A 19094-nucleotide genomic window follows, 5' to 3' on the forward strand; every position below is an offset into this window, starting at 1 on the left:
TCTTTCGTTGTAAATTCTGCGAACTCTTAAATAGAATTTTCCAATCTCCATCCTATAATGTGTGAAGATATTGAAAAAATAAAAAAAGAAAGAGATGAATACAAGGACAAGTACCTGCGCAAGCTTGCTGAGATGGATAATTACAGAAAGATGATGGAGCGAGAGAAAAACATGGAAATTGAAAGATGTAGAATTGAGATAATAAAAGAATTTTTGGAGCCTTATGAATCTTTAAGAAAAGCAGTTGAATCCATACCTAAGAATATGAAGGATGGAATAGAACTGATTTTAAAGCAGATGGAAAAAATAATGAAAAATCTAGGTTTGAGAGAAATAGAGGCAATAGGTAAAAAATTTGATCCCATGCTCCATGAAGCCATTGGAGTCGTGGAAGGAGATGAAGATGATATTGTTGTTGAGGAATACCAAAAGGGGTATATGCTTGGCGATATAGTATTGAGACATTCTAAGGTATTGGTTTCTAAAAAGGAGGTGAATAAAGATGAGTGAGAAGATAATAGGAATAGATTTGGGAACGAGCAATTCGGCAGCAGCCGTGTATATAAATGGAAATGTTAAGGTGATACCCAGTGCTGAGGGTAATACCATGTACGGAAAAGCATTTCCATCGTATGTTGCTTTTACCAAGGACGGACAATTACTTGTGGGAGAGCCTGCCAGAAGACAAGCACTTACGAATCCGGAAGGAACGGTATATGCATTCAAAAGGAAAATGGGCACAGATTACAAATACAAGATTTACGGTAAAGAGTACACTCCCCAACAATTATCCGCATTTCTACTGCAAAAAATAAAAAGAGATGCAGAAGCTTATTTGGGTGAGGAGATAAAGAAAGCTGTGATAACTGTACCTGCTTATTTCAATGATAATCAAAGGCAAGCGACTAAAGATGCTGGAGAGATTGCAGGACTTGAAGTTGTAAGGATAATCAACGAGCCCACAGCAGCCGCTTTAGCCTATGGAATTGATAAGAGCGAAGAGGAATTAAAAATTATGGTATTTGATTTTGGCGGTGGCACACTGGATGTTACCATAATGGAATACGGCAGTGGCGTTTTTGAGGTAATATCCACAGCAGGTGATACCCAGTTGGGCGGCACGGATATGGACAATGCAATAATAGATTACATAGCTGAAGAATTCAAGAGAGAGAACGGAGTGGATTTGAGAAATGATAAGAATGCATTTATTCGACTCAAAGAAGCCGCAGAGAAGGCTAAAATTGAGCTCTCTAGTGTCTTGCAGACAGATATAAATTTACCTTACATTACTATCGTTAATGGTGAGCCAAAGCATCTTAACATTACATTAACAAGGGCAAAATTAGAAGAATTGGTTAGACCCATAGTAGAGAAATCTGGAAAAAGTATAGATGCGGCTTTGAAGAATGCTGGATTAAATAAAAGCGATATTGATAAAATAATACTTGTGGGAGGACCAACAAGGATGCCCATAGTGCAAAAATTCGTAGAAGATTATATGGGTAAAAAAATAGAGAGGGGAATAGATCCTATGGAATGCGTTGCAACTGGAGCGGCTATTCAGGGTGCTGTTCTTGCTGGCGAAGTTAAGGATATCGTTCTCCTTGATGTTACCCCTTTAACACTTGGCGTTGAAGTTCTAGGCGGGCTAGTAGAACCCATAATACCTGCTAACACGACAATTCCAGTTCGTAAATCCAAGATATTTACAACGGCCGCAGATAATCAGACAACTGTAACCATTCATGTTGTTCAGGGTGAGAGGCCTATGGCGAAGGATAATGTCTCACTAGGAATGTTTAATCTCACAGGCATTCCACCTGCTCCTCGTGGAGTACCTCAAATTGAAGTCACATTTGATATAGATGCAAATGGCATTCTGCATGTTAGTGCCAAGGATTTGGGTACAGGGAAGGAAACAGGAATAACCATAAGTGCCAGTACAAAACTCTCGAAGGATGAAATTGAGAAAATGAAGAAAGAGGCGGAGAAATTCGCCGAGGAGGACAGGAGGAGGAGAGAGGAGATAGAAAATCGCAACAAACTAGAGCAATTGGTGTATGCTTCTGAAAGGTCTCTGGAGGAGTACGGAGATAAGATTCCTTCCGATGTGAAATCGGAGATAGAAGAAGAAATCAAGAAGGCAAAGAAGGTCTTGGAAGAGGGAAATGGGGATAAGATAAAAGAGGAGCTTGAAGTACTTTCAAAAAAGATAGAGAAGATAGGTACTGCGATGTATCAGCAGGCACAACAAGCGCAGCAGGGGCAGCAACAAGCAAGCTGGAAGCATAGTGGAGAGGGAAAAGATGAGAGGATCCACGATACTAGCTACGAAGAGAAGTGAAACTATATATGGCATGCTCGCCTAATGGAACTGGCGAGAAAAATGAAATGGGTAACTAGAGAGTATGTGCATGTGGACCGTGTGGCTTGCCCTTGGCTCATAACGAGATTCATAGATCCCGAGGCAGAATTTATCTTTGTACCTCGAGACACAGATCCAGCCACTATTAAAGAGGGTACACCCTTTGATATGAAAGGTGTAGAGCTTGGACATCACAATGGAAACTGCTCCTTTGATGCTTTTATTGAAAAGTACAAAATAGAGGACCCTGCAGTTAAAGAGATACAGAAAATAGTACACGAAGCGGATACGCATGTGGAGAATCCCTCTCCCCTAGCAATAGCACTGAAGATTTTGGCAAAGGGATATCGTCTGGCAGCAAAGGACGATTATGAAACTCTGGAGAAGGAATTTCCTCTGTATGATGCTCTATATGCGTATTTCAAAAATGAGTTAGAAAAGTGAAGATGTATGGGCAAGGACTATTACGAAATATTAGGCGTGAGTCGCAATGCCACAAAGGATGAGATAAAGAGAGCTTACAGAAGATTGGCAAAGAAGTATCATCCTGATTTGAACCCCGATAATCGAGAGGAAGCGGAGGAGAAGTTCAAAGAGATCAGCGAGGCCTATGAAGTGCTTATGGATGATAAAAAAAGGGAGATATACGATAAATACGGAGAAGATGGATTAAAAGGAAGGGTGTTCAACGAAGGAGGTTTTACCTGGAACGATTTTACCCATTTTTCGGATTTAAATGATATTTTCGGAGGGTTTGGTGATTTTTTTCGTGATTTCTTTGGTTTCTCTCAGCCAAGGGAGAACAGGGGGAAAGATGTGGCAGTGCGCGTTACTATTGATTTGAAAGATGTAATTACAGGGGTTGATAAAGAGGTAAAGGTCAAAACTTATGTAACTTGCCCTGTATGCCATGGTACAGGTGCAACTCCAGGCTCCTCCGTAAAAACATGCCCTGCATGTGGCGGTACGGGGCAAAAAAGAGTGGTTAAGAGAATGGGGCCCCTTCAATTCGTAAGCGTCACAACATGTGATGTTTGCCATGGCACAGGAAAAATCATAGAGAAACCCTGTCCAGAGTGCAGAGGTACAGGTAGAGTTTTAGGCGAAAAAACTTACACAGTGCATATCCCCCCCGGCATTAAAGAAGATGATACTCTTCGAATTCGTGGAAAGGGAGAAATTCCTGAAGGCAAAGGTGTACCTGGAGATTTGTATATTTATGTCCATATCAACAAGCCCGAGGGTGTGTGGATAGATGGACTAGATATTCATAAAAATATAAGCGTAGCTTATCCAATAGCCGTTCTCGGAGGAGAAATCAATGTTGAGCTGCTGAATGATACACAAAAGATAAAAATTCCTCCAGGCACACAAAGCGGTTCTACCCTAACCCTTAAAGGTATGGGTCTACCTCCATTTGGTGGTGGAAGAAGAGGCAATTTCATTCTGCATGTTGAAATAGAAGTGCCCAAGAAATTGAGCAAGAGAGGAAAAGAGCTAGTTAGAGAGCTTGCAAAGGAGCTAAATGTAGAAACAAAGAGAGGATGGTTCAGATAATTCATTCTGAATTTCAGAGTAATTTAATGTATTATTAAATACGAATGCATAGGGGTTATGGTGATAAAAATGAATGAAGTATCCGATTTGAAAAATGTACTGGAAAAAATTGAAGGAAAACTCATTGCTGCAAGGAAAATGTATGTGGCAATGACTTTTGCATTCTGGCTGATAATAATGCTCCTTTACTATGTGATCTTCCCCTATGTGAAAGTATCTCCTCTATTTACAGCGATTTACTGGATAGTCGCAATAGCAATATATCTATGGATATCTTCGATAATCCTAAAAAATTATGCAAGGCTGAGTGGTTCACCGCATCCTTCAAGTAGAAAACATACAGGAGCATTTATAGCAATCTCTTGGATTATTGGGTCCTTTATCGGATGGTTTTTAATTCCAAACCTTAAAGTTGATGTAAACTTCCTATCCCTTCTGGCATCAGGGTTTCTAAGTTTTATCTCCATTTCTATGTTTGGCGAGTGGCTTTGGTTCCAGTATTGTTATAGACGCTGGAATAATATAGAGATGATTCCTGCATTCGTGATACCTGCTGCTGGTATTCCATTTGCTCTTAATATGGGAAATGACTCCATGGTATGGGCGGGATTCATAGTAGCACTTGCTTTCTCAATAACTATTTTCTGGTACCTTTATTCAGCCTTCAAAAGCATTAGGTGAGGAGATGAATAATCTCAGGGAAATAGCAAAAACCAGCGTGCTTGGAAATCCCATTCGCTTTGGGATAATGCTATATTTACTTCCAAGAGAGCGGGCTTTGTTTATTGATATACAAAGAATATTAGATATAACCCCTGGAAACCTAGATTCACATCTCCGCAAACTTAAACAGGAAGGATATGTCGAAATTAAAAAAGTTCTGGTAGACAGACCAAGAACGATGGTTAAAATAACGGAAAAGGGTGCAATTGAAACTAGAAATTATCTAGAAAAATTGAAAAGTGTGGTCTCCTCTTATTATAAATCATAGATAAATTCACCTACCAAAATACATGAGATTTTAATTTTTATATCCCTTCTCTCTCCCTTAACCTTTCTTAAAGCATCACTTATCCGCATCCCTACCTCACAAACTGAATTTGTGAACAGGCATTAATTAAATAATCTAAATTAGGACATACAAAAGAAAGAGCATTATGATAAATGTTATAATGAAATATGCAATAGAATACTTATGAAACTCTATTGCCCATTTTTTATCCTTAACAAATCTCAGAGCAATGAGATTGGCCAGAGATGCTATTATTATACCATTCCCTCCCACGCTCACTCCATAAACTAAAGATTGTATATCATTCGTAAAATTGCTCAAAAGTATCGCTGCGGGTACATTGCTTATAAATTGAGAGATGAGCGCTCCATAAGCAAACGCTTTTAATCCAGAAATGTTCTGATTCAAAAAGAAATTTCTCACCGCAGGTAGATTCCCGATTGCATTAAAATCTATAAAAAACAAGAAAAATATTAAGAGAAGAAGCCAATCAACATGTAAATAAACATCCCTTCGATATAATATGTAAACGATGAAAATTATAGGTATTGCGTAAAATTCGAGGTTCAAATCCATGAAAATGATCATAAAAATAAGGAGAATAAGAGATAACCAAGCCAATTTCTTATCTCCATCTTCAACATTTTTTATTTCAAACTTTTGGAGATGCTTTGATGGAAAAATAAGGAAGACAAGGAAAAGAAGAATAACAAGCAATACAAGAACAACGGGTAGGAGATATAATATAAATGCACCGAAGTCCACGCCCCAAAGGTTCCACAAATAGAGATTCTGGGGGTTGCCAATAGGAGTAAGAGCAGAGCCAGCATTTACTGCGAGTGCTTCAAAAATTATCATTTTCTTTATGTCCTGCTTAACATAGCTTTGAAGTGAAAGAGTAAGGGGAACAAGAAGCAGAAGCGTTACATCATTAGTTATGAACATAGATAGTACAAATGAGAAAGATATCAATGCTAAAGCAAGTTTTCTCTCGTTTTCTATCTTTTCTATTAATTTCAGAGCAGTGATTTTTAGGTACTGGCTGTCCATCATAGCTGTAGTAATTAAAAACAGTGCAGCAAGAGTAAGTAGAGTTTTCCAGTCAACAAAATATGGGTATTGAGATACCAAATAAGGGGCAAAAATTGAAATAATAATTAAAATAACTAGAGATACGATTAGCACATAATCTCTACTCATCTTTTTAAGTAAATTCATTAATTATGGATATGAATGGGATATACATAAATGCAGCGGATAGTATAGAAATATGGCATTTATAATCCGAAAATGCACCAATGAGTAAACTTGAATCACACTCTTTTGTAAAACATTAAACTCTTGCAATGCAAATAGTATTCCCTAGGATCACATTATTCCCAAAAAATAAAAATCTTGAATCACTATACCCAACTATGTGGCAAGAGATTTCAAAATTCGGTAAGAAGCTTGTTGAGCAAGGACTTGTAAGCTCCCATTTTGGAAACATAAGCGTTCGTGTTGGGGAGTATATGTACATAACTCGCTCAGGCTCGATGCTGGATGAAATAACAAAGGATGATGTCGTTCGTGTTTCAATCTACGAGCCGACCTCGTTGGATTTAATTGCCTCTTCGGAGGTAACGGCACATCGGGAGATTTACAAAAACACATCTGCACTTGCAATAATTCACGATCATTCTCCATTTGCAGTTATTGAATCCTTAATTCATAGAGAACAAGGCAAGGAGAGAATTGTACCTATTGATAGCGAAGGCTCATATTTCTTACACGATATTCCCATCGTGGAAGGAGGAATAGGTACTGAGAAACTTGCAAACAATCTTGCCAGGGCACTGGAGGAGAGAAAGGCGGCCGTGGTTTATTCCCATGGTGTATTTGCTCGGGGCAGCATTTTAGAGGAGGCTTTTGTTGTGGCGAGTATGGTAGAGCATTCTTGCAAGATGATGTACTATTTCGATATCTGGAAAGATATGAACAAATTACCCTAGGGGTGTTTGTATGGATTCCACCATTTTGTGGGGATTCACAATTCTCTTTTTTGTGGGATTGTTTCTAATGCCTACATTACTGACATTTTACTATCCAAGAATACGGGCTTATACAAGCCCGTGGGTTTGCAGGCATGACCCTCATGATTTTAATTATTATGGTTTTTATAAGTGGCAAATAAATTATAAAAATATCGTGGCATCGTATTACTGCAAATTACCTAAAAATATCTTCCGTAGAGTGTGGCTTAAAGTCACATTATTAATGTCCATTATGATATATTTACCCCTTTTTGTCTCCTTTAGTGCATCTATTGCTTATATGATAAGTATAGGGTACCTCTATCTTTCAGTTATTTGGGCAATGATAATACTATGGATTCTAAGCTATTATAGTGCGGATTTATTAGATAGGGCATACAAAAAATGTCAAGAAGAAAAGAACAAAACTCAAAAATAAAACGAAATTATTATATTCTTTTTCCCTTATCCCCTCGCAGTGATTTCCTATGCCTGAGCTTTTGGAAGAATTGGAAGCACGGTACGAGAAGAGAAAGAGAGAGATGGAATTGCACAGGATGCTTAGAGATAAGCATAACAAAGAGGCAAGAGAATGGGCTGACAAGAGAGATGAATTGAATAAGCAGGTCAAAGAGATGGTTGCAGAGGCAAAGGAGCACAAAAAAAAGAGAGACGAACTCAACGAGAAAGTTAAAGAGTTAAAGGAAAAGCGTCGAGAGTGGAATGAAAAGGCAAAGGAATTATCTATAAAGCTCAGAGAGGCCCGTTCAAAATTCATGCCTCGCAAAGATTTGCCAAATGTTGGTAAATTGAAGAAAAAATTAAGGGAGCTTGAGTTCAAGCAGCAGACAATGGTTTTAACTCCCGAGAAGGAGAGGGAGCTTGTAGAGTTAATCGACTCTTTATACAAAAAGATAATCGAATACGAGAAAATAATAGAAGAAGAAACAAAGAAAAACAAAGAGCTAAACGAGTTGCAAAAGCAGCTCAAGGAGGCAAGAGAGAACGCAGAGAAATATCACCAAGAGATAGAGAAACTTGTTGCAGAGGCTCAGGAGCATCATAATAAGATGGTTGAATTGTTTGAGAAGGTAGATGAAATTCGCAAAGAGGCAGATGAAGCTCATCGCCTTTATCTAGAGAACAAAAAAATTGCGGATGAAGAGCATGAGCAGTTCATAGCAGCTGCTAGAGATGTTCGCGATTTTGAGAAGATAATTGCAGGATTAAGACAGAAGAGAATGGCAAGTAAGAAGAAGCAGGAAAAGAGCGAGATAAAGAAGAAAGCAGAAGAGATTTACGAAAGGTTCAAGCGTGGCGAACCCCTTACCACGGAGGATATTTTGATCCTCCAGAAAGCGGGGTTGCTATGAAAATTTACCCAATTGCATCGGACTCCTTAGGAGTTCGCTCCCTCTCTGTTTTTATTGAATCCCGTGTCAATGTTTTCATAGACCCTTCTGCCGCTCTCGGTCCTTACCGTTATGGTTTACCCCCTAAACCGCCAGAGATTCAAGCACTACAAAAATATAAAAAGGAGATCAGAGAATTAGCCAACAAGGCAGATATTTTTGTTATTTCCCATTATCATTATGACCATTATGATCCAGATGAGGATTTTTATGAAGGAAAGGTAGTTTATGCAAAGCATTGGAAAGATAAAATAAATTACAGCCAGAAAAAGAGGGCCTATGCATTCCACGAAAAATTTGCAGATAAATGCGAGTTGCATTATGTGGATGGAAAGAAGTACGAAATTGAAGGTGTTAAAATAAAATTCTCTAAGCCATTTCCCCATGGTAATGAACGAACCCGTTTAGGATTTGTTATAATGACTACAGTAGATGATGGAAAAACACGAGTTTTACATGCCTCAGATGTTGAAGGACCCATCGTAGAAGAGGCCGCAGAGTATATAATAACGGAAAACCCAGATATCGCAATAATTGACGGACCTGCCACATACTTTCTCGGCTACAGATTCTCTCAGGAAGATTTAAAAAGGAGTATAAAAAATCTTGTTAAAATTGCAGAAAATGTTCCCAAAGTAATTTTAGATCACCATCTTTTAAGAGATTTGAAATATAGAGATAGACTGGAGGAAGTGTACGAGCTTGATAATATACTCACATTTGCAGAATTCAACAAAGAGCCTATAAATATGTTGGAGGCACATAGGAAAGATTTGTAATATATTCTGTGGTTTTATAGGTCATCTGCGTGCTGGATAGATATTTTTAATATCCATTGGTATCGGTTTCTTATTACCCGAGATAATGATATTTCAATACCTACCTACCAATAAACAACATGTTATAAACAGAAATCGTAGAATAAATAACGAAAATCTTAAATTTAATGTTAGAATATCGTATCATGATGAGAAAAAGAATACTCATTGCTAAGGTTGGCCTAGACGGGCATGACCGCGGAGCAAAGGTTGTGGCTAGGGCCTTGAAGAATGCTGGTTTTGAGGTTATTTACACTGGAATAAGACAGAGTCCTGAACAGGTGGTTGAAACTGCAATACAGGAGGATGTGGATCTAATAGGGCTAAGTTGTCTTTCAGGTGCGCATATTCCACTATTTAAAAGGGTTATGGAGATTATGAAAGAGAAGGGCGTAAACATACCTGTATTTTGTGGAGGCACTATACCTCCAGGAGATGTTGAAGCCCTGAAGAGGATGGGGATTAAAGAGGTGTTTGGGCCCGGTGCGCCCCTGAAACTTATTGTAGAGAAGGTGAGGATATGGGTAAAATAGAGGATATGATAGAGAAAATAAGAGAGGGAAACAAGGTAACTCTTTCAAAACTCATAACAAAGATGGAGAATGATCCGGAGATAAGGAAGGAGGTGATAAAGAGGATATATGGCTGTCCTGTGAAGGGGAGGATAATCTGTTTCACAGGCCCTCCAGGAGTGGGGAAGAGTACTCTAATAGATCATGTAATATCCATTTTAACAGAGGGGGGAAAGAAGGTTGGAGTTATACTAGTTGACCCTCGGTCGCCCTATACGGGCGGCTCTCTTTTGGGTGATAGAATTAGAATGCAGAGACATGCGACAAATCCAAATGTGTTTATAAGAAGCATAAGTTGTGCAGACAATCCAGAGGGCATATCCCGTTCTGTAAAGGATATTTTGAAGGTTATGGGTCTTTCTGGAATGGATTATATCGTTGTGGAGACAGTTGGTACAGGACAGATTGCCGTTGAGGTCTCCTACATATGCCACACAACAGTTCTGGTACTAATGCCCAATATGGGCGATGACATACAGATGATGAAGGCTGGCATAATTGAGAGTGCTGATATATATGTGATAAACAAGAGCGATATAGGAGGAGCGGATCTCACAGAGGCATATTTGAAAGATAACATAGAGCCCAGGGATGGATGGGAACCTCCAATAATAAGAACAGTGGGGTACAACAGAGCCACAGTTATCCCACTCATAGAAAAAATTGAGGAGCATTTAAAGCGTGAGAATCCCATGTACCTTGAGAAGATTAGGGGCTTGCTTAAAACGATGTTTTTGGATTATATTGACGATTTCGCAGCACATTTTTTAGAAAATAAATCTGATTTTGAACATTTGGTCAAGAAGGTTGCAAAATGTGAAAAGGATTATTACACCGCCGTTGAAGAGCTCTATGATGTATTCAAAAAGGAGGTGATTTGTCGTGATAAAAAAGATTGATCATGTGGCCATAGCTGTTAAAGAGCTTGCAGAAGGTACGAGGATATGGGAAGATATGGGTTTTCACATAGAGTATGAGACTGTTGGGGATCAGAAGGTGAAGATAGGCATGATTCATCTCGGCGATTCCAGAATTGAAATTCTAGAGCCTTTGGGTGAGGATTCTCCAATCTCAAAATTCTTGGAGAAGAGAGGGGAAGGGCTACATCATCTTGCAGTGCAAGTGGATGATATTGAAAAAGCCCTCAAAGATTTGAAGAGCAAGGGTTACAGGCTCATAGATGAAAAACCCAGGATCGGAGCTGGAGGCAAGAAGATTGCCTTTGTGCATCCAAAGTCTTCAAAAATTCTCTTAGAGCTTGTGGAGGGTTGAATATGAATGTTGAAAAGATAATAAAGGAGAAAGAGAGGTGGGAGAAGAGCATGCTTCACAAATTTTTAGATAAGACGCCTGAGAGGAAGAAATTCATGCTTGATTTTGGTAGGGAGATTGATAGACTTTACACTCCCGAGCATCTTAAAGATTGGGATTATTTAGAAAAGCTAGGATTTCCAGGCGAGCATCCCTTTACTCGAGGGGTTTATCCAACCATGTATCGCGGTCGCTTATGGACAATGCGCCAGTATGCGGGGTTCGGTACTGCGGAGGAGACCAATAAGAGATACAAGTTCCTTTTAGAAAGGGGTCAAACTGGGCTGAGTGTGGCCTTTGACTTACCAACGCAAGTGGGCTACGATTCGGATGATCCTATGGCTATGGGGGAGATTGGAAAAGTGGGCGTGGCCATCGATACCATTGAGGATATGCGCATCTTATTTGATGGGATTCCTCTGGACAAAATAAGCACATCCATGACCATAAACTCCACAGCCGCAATTCTTCTGAGTATGTACCAGATTGTTGGAGAGGAGCAAAATGTGCCAAACGAGATGCTTAGGGGAACTATTCAGAATGATATCTTAAAGGAGTACATTGCCAGGGGCACTTACATATTTCCACCACAACCCTCCATGCGGTTAGTAGCGGATACCATAATATACTGCTCTGAGAGAATTCCCAAATGGAATCCAATAAGTATATCTGGTTATCACATTCGTGAGGCTGGAAGCACTGCAGTTCAGGAGGTGGCATTTACCATCGCCGATGGTATGGAGTATGTGAAATGGGTTATGCGCAGAGGCGTGGATGTGGATAAGTTTGCACCACGCTTATCCTTCTTCTTTGCCGCCCACAACAATTTCTTTGAAGAGATAGCGAAGTTCAGAGCGGCAAGGAGACTATGGGCCAAAGTTATGCGCGATAGATTTGGAGCGAAAAATCCAAAATCTTGTATGCTTAGATTTCACACGCAAACTGGTGGCTCAACGCTCACAGCACAACAACCTCTCAACAATATAATACGTGTGGCAATACAGGCTCTTGCTGCTGTAATAGGGGGAACGCAAAGTCTGCATACTAATTCCTATGATGAGGCCCTGGCCCTTCCAACCAGGAAATCTGTGGAGATTGCACTGAGGACGCAGCAGATAATCGCCTATGAGAGTGGAGTTGCAGATACCATTGATCCAATGGGTGGAAGCTATTATGTGGAATGGTTAACAGATACTATTGAAGAAGAGGTATGGAAATATCTGGATAAAATTGAGGAAATAGGGGGTATGACCAAGGCTATAGAGGTAGGATATGTGCAGAAGGAGATTGCAGATTCAGCTTATAAGATACAGATGGAAATTGAGAATGGAGAGAGGGTTGTTGTAGGCGTAAATAAATTTGTGGATGAGAATGAAGAGATAAATATAGAGATAATGAAGGTGAGCGAAGAAGCGGCCAGGAAGCAGATTGAGAGGCTTCAGAGATTCAAAAAGAGTAGAAACAAGGAGAAAGTTAAAAAAGCAATAGAGCAATTACAGAAGGTAGCAGAAAGAGATGAGAGTAATGAGAACAATATGGTACCATATATCTACAACTGTGTAAAAAATAAGGCTACTTTGGGAGAAATAATAGCAGCTTTGAAGGAGATATTTGGAGAGTATCGTGCTCCAACGGTGATATGATGCGCCACAAGTATAATATATGCCATGAGCTTTATCATTGTCGAAATTCGTTATGTCAATTGTCGAAAGTGGGGGATAATTATGCTTGAAGAAAAAAGAAAAAAAGCGATGGAAGGCGGTGGAGAAGAAAGAATAAAAAAGCAGCATGAGAAGGGGAAACTCACAGCTAGAGAGAGAATCGAGAAACTTTTAGACGAAGGAACATTTGTAGAACTGGGTATGTTTGCAGAGTCTCGTGCTACAGAGTTCGGTATGGACAAAAAGAGATTTCCTGGAGATGGTGTTGTAACAGGATATGGTACGATAGATGGTCGACTGGTTTTCGTTTATGCCCAAGATTTTACAGTTCTTGGCGGTTCTCTTGGTGAGATGCATGCAGAGAAAATAACAAGAGTTTTAGATCTTGCATTGAAAAACGGTGCTCCTGTTATAGGGCTTAATGATTCTGGCGGAGCTAGAATTCAGGAAGGTGTAGATTCTCTAAAGGGCTATGGAGAGATCTTTTTCCGCAACACTATTGCAAGTGGTGTTGTGCCGCAAATTGCAGTGATAATGGGCCCCAGTGCAGGGGGTGCGGTGTACTCTCCAGCCATTATGGACTTTGTGGTTATGGTTGACAAAACATCTTATATGTTCATAACTGGACCTCAGGTTATCAAAGCCGTTACAGGTGAGGATGTGGATTTTGAGAGTTTGGGTGGAGCGAGAGTGCACAATGAAAAAAGCGGAAATGCTCACATATTCGCAAAAAACGAAGAGGAAGCTTTGCATCTTGTCAGAGCCTTACTAAGTTACTTACCCTCAAATAATATGGAAGACCCTCCATTTATAGACACAGGAGATCCTCCAGACAGAATGGATTACAAATTAGACAAAATCATACCCAAGGATCCTAAAAAATCCTACGATGTGAAAGATATAATCAATATCATTGTGGATAGAGGAACATTTTTTGAAATTCATCCACTCTATGCACAGAACATAGTAGTGGGATTTGCAAGGATGGGAGGTAAGGTTGTTGGCATCGTCGCAAATCAGCCAAAGTTCTATGCGGGCGTGCTTGATATAAATGCTAGTGATAAAGCTGCGAGATTTGTTAGATTCTGCGATGCTTTCAATATACCTATTGTTACTCTCGTGGATGTTCCCGGCTACATGCCAGGGGTGGCTCAAGAGCATGGAGGAATAATAAGGCATGGTGCAAAATTACTATATGCGTATAGCGAGGCAACGGTACCGAAAATAACAGTGATTCTCCGGAAAGCCTATGGTGGAGCATACATAGCCATGGGCTCCAAACATCTGCGCGCAGATGTTGTTTACGCTTGGCCCAATGCAGAAATTGCAGTAATGGGACCAGAGGGAGCAGTAAATATCGTGTTTAGGAGAGAGATTAAGGAGGCAGAGAACCCAGAGAAGAGAAGACAGGAATTAATAAATGAATATCGTGACAAATTTGCGAATCCCTATGTAGCCGCATCCCGTTTATATGTGGATGACATCATTTATCCCCATGAAACCAGACCCAAGATAATCCAAGCCTTAAATATGTTGGAGAACAAGAAAGAGGAAAGGCCTGAGAAGAAGCATGGAAATATACCACTATAGGTGGTTCAATGAAGTATCTCCTCCCCCTATTTACAGTTTTTATTCTTTTGGGAAGCGCTTTGGCCATGGCTTCTCTACCATCATATGGGGATTGGAGATTTACTTATAATGCTGATAGTGCATCATTCTCGTTTCAGAATTCAACTGCTTTGGTAACTGTTGTAAATGGAATCGCATATCTTAAAACAAATCTATCAGAGCCTATAGAGAAGGGCTCTCGCATAACCTTAAACCTAAGTCTCCAAGCCAGTACAATGTCCATAGATCAAGGAATAAAAATCATACTTGGTGGGGATGTGCTTTTAGATAGTAAACTAAAAAATGGGAAGCAGAGCTTTCAATTCTATGCTTTATGCACATACAACGCCAGCGACACTCTAACCATTATTCTTTATGATCTTGGAGGAAAGTTAAGTGTTAAATTACAACCCTTTTATATAGAGAAGGTTAAAGGAGGTTTAAATGAAGGTTTGCTTTTGACAGGTGTAGGTATAACTGTAGTATTTGTAGTGCTTAGTATTCTTGCTTCAGTTATGTATCTTCTAAAACCTAAAAATAAAGAGGAAAAGAAAAAATCGAAGGAGGTAAAAAAGATGATGACCATGAAAGAGCAAGAGGTTGATAGCGAAGTTATAGCTGCTATTGTAGGAACCCTAAATCTTTACCTTGGTGGAAAGAAGTTTAAAATAATAAATGTAAAGCCTTCGCTCTGGAAATATTATGGAAGGCTGAAAATGATGAGGCGATGGAAATGAGAAGAAAATTTAAAGTAATGGTTAACGGAAAAGAGTATGTAGTGGAAATTGAAGAACTCGGAGAGCCCAACTCGCAAGCACCCATACAGCCAAGGTACGAAATAAAGCCTGAATCTTCAAAGCCCAGTACACCAAAACCTGCAGAGACTTCTGCGGAAGAGGGTGCTGTCACATCTCCTATGCCCGGCAAGATTTTAGATATCAGAGTTAGCAAAGGAGATAAAGTGAAGATAGGAGATGTTCTTATAATATTAGAAGCTATGAAGATGGAAAACGAAATTGTTGCACCAAAGGATGGTATAGTGAAAGAAGTAAGGGTAAATGTAGGAGATAAAGTAGATAGAGGTTCAGTACTAATTGTGATAGGTGAATGAGGGTGTTAGGCATACTTGGAGAATTGGTTGGATTCCTTGCCCTAAGTTGGAAAGAAGTAGTGATGATTATAATTGGCGGAATATTCATAGTGCTTGGAATAAAATACAAAATGGAACCTTTGCTACTTATACCCATCGGATTTAGCGCCATAATCGTTAATCTTCCATTGAGTGGGATTACAGAAGCCCCTCATGGATTTCTTTATTTAGTTTATAAATATTTAATAAGCACTGAGGCAATTCCCCTTCTTATATTTCTCGGAATTGGTGCAATGACAGATTTTGAGCCTCTGCTTGCAGATCCCAAAACTTTCCTGCTTGGAGCTGCAGCTCAGATTGGCATATACTTTGCCATGCTTGCGGCCCTTATAATGGGATTCAACATAAATCAGGCTGCAGCTATTGGAATCATAGGAGGGGCTGATGGGCCTACAACAATTTATACAGCCACAAAGCTCGCCCCTAGCATACTGGGTGCAGTAGCAGTGGCTGCCTATTCCTATATGTCTCTTGTGCCAATAATCCAACCTCCCGTAATTAAAGCACTTACAACTAAAAAAGAAAGAAATGTAATTATGGAACCTTTACGCAAAGTTTCCAAAAAAGAGAAGATTCTGTTTCCCATAGTGACCACCATTGTTGTAGGACTTCTCGTACCTACTGCCCTTCCCCTAGTAGGAATGTTAATGTTTGGGAATCTTTTGAGAGAGTGCGGAGTTACAGAGAGATTATCTAAAACTGTGCAGAATGAGTTAATAAACATAGCCACTATATTTTTAGGTTTGGGTGTTGGATATATGATGACTGCGGAGAGATTTTTAAACCTCCAAACTGTAGAAATCCTCTTGCTAGGAGTGTTTGCTTTTGCCACAGCCACTGCAGGAGGCGTATTACTTGGAAAACTTTTCTATGTATTATCTCATGGAAAAATAAACCCAATGATTGGCGCAGCGGGTGTAAGTGCAGTACCAATGAGTGCCAGAGTTGTTCAAAAAATGGGAGTTAAAGAAAATCCCCGCAATTTCCTACTGATGCATGCCATGGGCCCAAATGTTGCAGGTGTTATAGGTTCAGCAATAGCTGCGGGAGTTTTTATTGCTTATTTACTTTAAATAACATTTAATTTTTCCAGGTATTTTTTATTTTTTAATATAGATGGGTCACCATCATACTCGATCTTACCCTCATACATTCCTATTATTCTGGTAGCATAAACTATATCCCTTAGCAAATGAGTTGCTATTACTATTGTTTTTTCCTCATCAATTAATTTTTTAAGCAATAATTTAAACTCTCTCCTACCCTTACCATCCATATTGGCAGTTGGTTCATCAAATAACATAAATTCCGGATCATATGATAAAACAGTTGCTATAGCCACCCTTTTTTTCTCTCCTTCGCTCAGTTCATATGGGTGTCTCTGCTTTAAATGAGATATTTTCATAATTCTCATAGCTTTTTCAGTATATTTTTTATAATCCTCTCCTGTAAGATGCCTAGGTGCAAAGGAGACATCGTCATACACTGTGGGTGAGAATAACTGTATATCTGGATCCTGAAATACTATTCCTATCTTTCTACGCAGACATACATCTTTAGTAACTTTCTCAGTTATAACTTTTCCAAATATCTTGGCAATACCTCTAGTAGGCACAAATAGAGCAGCCAATATCAATAGAAGAGTACTCTTTCCTGCACCATTTTCACCTACAAGGTATATAACCTCCCCTCTTTTTATATTTAAATTAATATCCACTATGGCCGGATCATTCCGATAGGAATAACTTACATGCTCCAACTGGGCAATATCCATATTAAATCACCATCTATCCAGAGGAGCATAAAAGCAAGGAATATAAATACTGCCACATATCCCCAGTTAATACCTCTTACCCCTACCGATCTCAATACTTCATCTTTTTTCAGATTAAACCCACGCGCATTCATTGCAATGTAAATCTTCTCCTGCATTTCATAGGATTTTATAAATAGATTTCCCACAAGAGGAGCGTACATTTTCCAAGATTGAAGAATCTTCTCCTTTCCTATCATCCGACTCTTTAGTGAGAGAAGCGTTGCTTCTGTTATCCTAGCCAAGAAAAATATATATCTAAATGTTAGGAACAAAATCAATATAAATAGTTCAGGAATTTTTAGCAACCTTAAAGACTCTAGTATATCCTCCCAAGGTGTGGTCTTAGTTAAAAGTGCAACGCAAGTAACGGCAATTAAAGTTCTCAATGTCAAATGTATAGCAGCTAATACACCTTCATAGGTTATTACTATAAAACCAAAATGTGCAATAGGAGTACCCGGAGTAATGAAAATTGCTGGAATGGCAATAATCCCTGTGAAAAGAGGTACAAAAATCCATGTTTTAAAAACACTTCTTTCGAATATGAGCGCTTCAAAAATAAGAAGAAGAAGAAGCAGGGAAAGAGATACCACTGATTTCAAAATAATCATTAAAATAAGAAGTATAATCACAGAGACTATCTTTGATTCTGCAGAGATATTATGCAATTTAGAATCTCTAATGTTAATCTCTTCCAAGGATTTTATGCTTTTAAGAGTGGCGTTTACGAAATTCATTCGATAGTTCCCCCAGCTTTATTATCCCCAAGGTAACTATTATTACCATGAATACTCCAACGAACGCTGAAATTATGTAGCCAAAAGAAGCCATGAGTTTAGAGTCCCATCCAGGAACATCATAATCATCTAAAGGTGCACCACCACTGTAATGTTGAGGGACCCATGTTTCATTTCCAATTTTTACCTGATCCCATTCACCCCAAGCACTTTTATTCCAAGTAAGGAGTATCCCTAAGGGGGAGAGCAAGCAGAATATTAACAAGATTACCAAAACTTTTTTAATCCATGCTTCCAACATCACACCCCCTTAATAAAAGCTTTGGAAGTTCCAAAAGATTTGACTTCTTAGATTTAAGATAATACAACACGGATCCAGTAACTACCGCTTCAACAGGTCCAGCAGTTGTCAGATGTGCAAAGAGCATCGCAGGTATTGATAAAGTGTATGGAAAAGGACAGTACCCAGGAGCTATAAACGGTTGAATACCGAGTTCTAACCCTGCCATAAAAGCAGCCGCATTTATACCTATATATCCTCCAACAGCTCCGGCAATCCCTACTGACCAAGGATTTTTATCCTTAATCACTTTCATCAATAGCCGATATACATAATATCCCACAAAGGGCATCACCACACCCATATTAAAACAGTTGGCAGCATAACTTGTTAATCCACCATCACCAAAGAAAAACGCCTGAATAAGTAATGCTACACTTATTGCTATCACTGATGCCCATGGCCCTAATAATATTGCTATAAGCACCGCTCCTACCATATGAGCAGTTGTTCCATCTGGCACGGGCCAGTTAAACATCATAACTATGAAAGCAAATGCTGAGAGCATAGCAAGCATTGGCACGCTTTTTTCATTCATTTTTTTACGAGCTATTTTAAATGCCGTGTACCAAATTGGTATCATCACTATATAAAAGAATAGACATGTAGCAGGTCCTAAATATCCATCTGGTATATGCATAGTATCACCTTTTATCTTCTATGTAACACGAATGGCATACAAATATTTAATTTTTACTACCAAATGTCAAAAATTTTAAA

22 protein-coding genes are annotated in these 19094 nt (G+C 39.1%); 17 read left to right on the forward strand and 5 right to left on the reverse strand.

Translation table 11 applies throughout. From position 1 onward, the window contains the following. Positions 1-57: 57 nt before the first annotated feature. The 6 genes from ABOO_RS06795 (at position 58) to ABOO_RS06820 (ending at position 4916) form a co-directional block, all read left to right on the forward strand. Positions 58-510, forward strand: coding sequence for a nucleotide exchange factor GrpE (locus tag ABOO_RS06795; protein WP_008083826.1), 453 nt, complete (start codon positions 58-60; stop codon positions 508-510). Then, the gene (dnaK, locus tag ABOO_RS06800; protein ID WP_008083813.1) at positions 503-2347 is read left to right on the forward strand and encodes a molecular chaperone DnaK; all 1845 of its coding nucleotides are present in this window, start codon (positions 503-505) and stop codon (positions 2345-2347) included. The genes ABOO_RS06795 and dnaK overlap by 8 nt, the downstream gene beginning before the upstream one ends. Before the next feature lie 42 nt (positions 2348-2389). After that, positions 2390-2812, forward strand: coding sequence for a chromate resistance protein ChrB domain-containing protein (locus tag ABOO_RS06805; RefSeq protein ID WP_148221968.1), 423 nt, complete (start codon positions 2390-2392; stop codon positions 2810-2812). 6 nt (positions 2813-2818) lie between these two features. After that, positions 2819-3925 carry a molecular chaperone DnaJ gene (gene dnaJ, locus ABOO_RS06810; RefSeq protein WP_008083828.1) on the forward strand — a complete coding sequence of 369 codons (1107 nt, stop codon included), beginning with the start codon at positions 2819-2821 and terminating at the stop codon, positions 3923-3925. A gap of 69 nt (positions 3926-3994) precedes the next feature. After that, positions 3995-4606, forward strand: coding sequence for a hypothetical protein (locus tag ABOO_RS06815; protein WP_008083855.1), 612 nt, complete (start codon positions 3995-3997; stop codon positions 4604-4606). A 4-nt stretch (positions 4607-4610) separates the two neighbouring features. After that, complete coding sequence (locus ABOO_RS06820; protein WP_008083801.1) at positions 4611-4916, forward strand: transcriptional regulator; 306 nt, start codon at positions 4611-4613, stop codon at positions 4914-4916. Positions 4917-5051: 135 nt separating this feature from the next. Here ABOO_RS06820 and ABOO_RS06825 read toward each other — a convergent pair whose 3' ends face one another. Next, entirely contained in the window at positions 5052-6155 is a 1104-nt protein-coding gene (locus ABOO_RS06825) for an SLC13 family permease (RefSeq protein WP_008083940.1), read from the reverse strand. Between the two features lie 197 nt (positions 6156-6352). On the opposite strand from ABOO_RS06825, the gene ABOO_RS06830 reads away from it, so the two are divergent. From ABOO_RS06830 to ABOO_RS06885, 11 genes are all read left to right on the forward strand, one after another. Further along, positions 6353-6928 carry an aldolase gene (locus tag ABOO_RS06830; protein WP_008083823.1) on the forward strand — a complete coding sequence of 192 codons (576 nt, stop codon included), beginning with the start codon at positions 6353-6355 and terminating at the stop codon, positions 6926-6928. 509 nt (positions 6929-7437) lie between these two features. After that, entirely contained in the window at positions 7438-8322 is an 885-nt protein-coding gene (locus ABOO_RS06840; RefSeq protein ID WP_008083767.1) for a coiled-coil protein, read from the forward strand. After that, on the forward strand, positions 8319-9140 hold the full coding sequence (locus ABOO_RS06845; RefSeq protein WP_008083942.1) for an MBL fold metallo-hydrolase: 822 nt from the start codon (positions 8319-8321) through the stop codon (positions 9138-9140). Before ABOO_RS06840 ends, ABOO_RS06845 begins: the two co-directional genes overlap by 4 nt. A 185-nt stretch (positions 9141-9325) precedes the next feature. Further along, complete coding sequence (locus ABOO_RS06850; RefSeq protein ID WP_008082760.1) at positions 9326-9712, forward strand: cobalamin B12-binding domain-containing protein; 387 nt, start codon at positions 9326-9328, stop codon at positions 9710-9712. After that, the gene (gene meaB / locus ABOO_RS06855) at positions 9700-10650 is read left to right on the forward strand and encodes a methylmalonyl Co-A mutase-associated GTPase MeaB (protein WP_012997402.1); all 951 of its coding nucleotides are present in this window, start codon (positions 9700-9702) and stop codon (positions 10648-10650) included. Before ABOO_RS06850 ends, meaB begins: the two co-directional genes overlap by 13 nt. Then, positions 10634-11023 (forward strand): methylmalonyl-CoA epimerase, encoded by a 390-nt coding sequence (mce, locus tag ABOO_RS06860; RefSeq protein WP_012997403.1) that lies wholly within the window; start codon positions 10634-10636, stop codon positions 11021-11023. Before meaB ends, mce begins: the two co-directional genes overlap by 17 nt. 2 nt (positions 11024-11025) lie before the next feature. Further along, the gene (locus tag ABOO_RS06865; RefSeq protein ID WP_012997404.1) at positions 11026-12705 is read left to right on the forward strand and encodes an acyl-CoA mutase large subunit family protein; all 1680 of its coding nucleotides are present in this window, start codon (positions 11026-11028) and stop codon (positions 12703-12705) included. Between the two features lie 81 nt (positions 12706-12786). Further along, positions 12787-14313: an acyl-CoA carboxylase subunit beta gene (locus ABOO_RS06870; protein WP_008084105.1), complete on the forward strand. Its 1527-nt coding sequence runs from the start codon at positions 12787-12789 to the stop codon at positions 14311-14313. 8 nt (positions 14314-14321) lie between these two features. Beyond that, a complete protein-coding gene (locus tag ABOO_RS06875; RefSeq protein WP_008084161.1) occupies positions 14322-15068 on the forward strand; it encodes an OadG family protein in 747 nt (248 codons plus the stop codon). After that, a complete protein-coding gene (locus ABOO_RS06880) occupies positions 15065-15442 on the forward strand; it encodes a biotin/lipoyl-containing protein (RefSeq protein ID WP_008084014.1) in 378 nt (125 codons plus the stop codon). The genes ABOO_RS06875 and ABOO_RS06880 overlap by 4 nt, the downstream gene beginning before the upstream one ends. Then, positions 15439-16554 (forward strand): sodium ion-translocating decarboxylase subunit beta, encoded by a 1116-nt coding sequence (locus tag ABOO_RS06885; protein WP_012997405.1) that lies wholly within the window; start codon positions 15439-15441, stop codon positions 16552-16554. The genes ABOO_RS06880 and ABOO_RS06885 overlap by 4 nt, the downstream gene beginning before the upstream one ends. Here the strand turns inward: ABOO_RS06885 and ABOO_RS06890 are convergent. From ABOO_RS06890 to cbiM, 4 genes are read right to left on the reverse strand one after another with little or no spacing between them, the layout of a single operon-like run. Further along, on the reverse strand, positions 16551-17255 hold the full coding sequence (locus ABOO_RS06890) for an energy-coupling factor ABC transporter ATP-binding protein (protein WP_012997406.1): 705 nt from the start codon (positions 17253-17255) through the stop codon (positions 16551-16553). The genes ABOO_RS06885 and ABOO_RS06890 overlap by 4 nt on opposite strands. Beyond that, entirely contained in the window at positions 17228-18034 is an 807-nt protein-coding gene (gene cbiQ, locus ABOO_RS06895) for a cobalt ECF transporter T component CbiQ (protein WP_008084013.1), read from the reverse strand. The genes ABOO_RS06890 and cbiQ overlap by 28 nt, the downstream gene beginning before the upstream one ends. Next, the gene (locus tag ABOO_RS06900; RefSeq protein WP_008084057.1) at positions 18009-18335 is read right to left on the reverse strand and encodes a PDGLE domain-containing protein; all 327 of its coding nucleotides are present in this window, start codon (positions 18333-18335) and stop codon (positions 18009-18011) included. The genes cbiQ and ABOO_RS06900 overlap by 26 nt, the downstream gene beginning before the upstream one ends. Then, positions 18316-19014 (reverse strand): cobalt transporter CbiM, encoded by a 699-nt coding sequence (gene cbiM / locus ABOO_RS06905; RefSeq protein ID WP_008083044.1) that lies wholly within the window; start codon positions 19012-19014, stop codon positions 18316-18318. Before cbiM ends, ABOO_RS06900 begins: the two co-directional genes overlap by 20 nt. Positions 19015-19094: the final 80 nt, after the last annotated feature.

The sequence above is a fragment of the Aciduliprofundum boonei T469 genome, from assembly GCF_000025665.1.
Taxonomy (GTDB): Archaea; Thermoplasmatota; Thermoplasmata; order Thermoplasmatales; family Aciduliprofundaceae; genus Aciduliprofundum; species Aciduliprofundum boonei.